Annotated in this window: 1 pseudogene; it reads left to right on the top strand. The window is 60.6% G+C overall.

Annotation, left to right across the window (positions count from 1 at the left end):
• Window positions 1-302, top strand: a pseudogene (locus FDX22_RS15335) (2-dehydro-3-deoxy-phosphogluconate aldolase); the annotation flags it as partial.

Below are 302 nucleotides of genomic sequence, written 5' to 3' on the forward strand. Positions count from 1 at the left end.
GAGGTGCTGATCTCCACTGGCGTCAGCAGCAGCCAGGGCACGCCAGCCCGCGTTTCCTGTGATGCAGCGGTACGTATGATGCTGGACTCTGGCGCGCATGCGGCGAAGTTCTTCCCAATGGGCGGTGAGAAATCGTTGCCTGAGCTGTACGCGCTGGCGACGACCGCGGCGCGCAACGGCATGACGTTGATTGAGCCGACCGGCGGTATCGATCTCGATAACTTCGGCATTATCCTGCAATCCTGCCTGGAAGCAGGAGTACCGCGCGTCATGCCGCATGTGTACAGCTCGATTATCGACTC

The organism is Citrobacter sp. TBCS-14, from assembly GCF_005280805.1.
GTDB classification, from domain to species: domain Bacteria; phylum Pseudomonadota; class Gammaproteobacteria; order Enterobacterales; family Enterobacteriaceae; genus Citrobacter; species Citrobacter gillenii.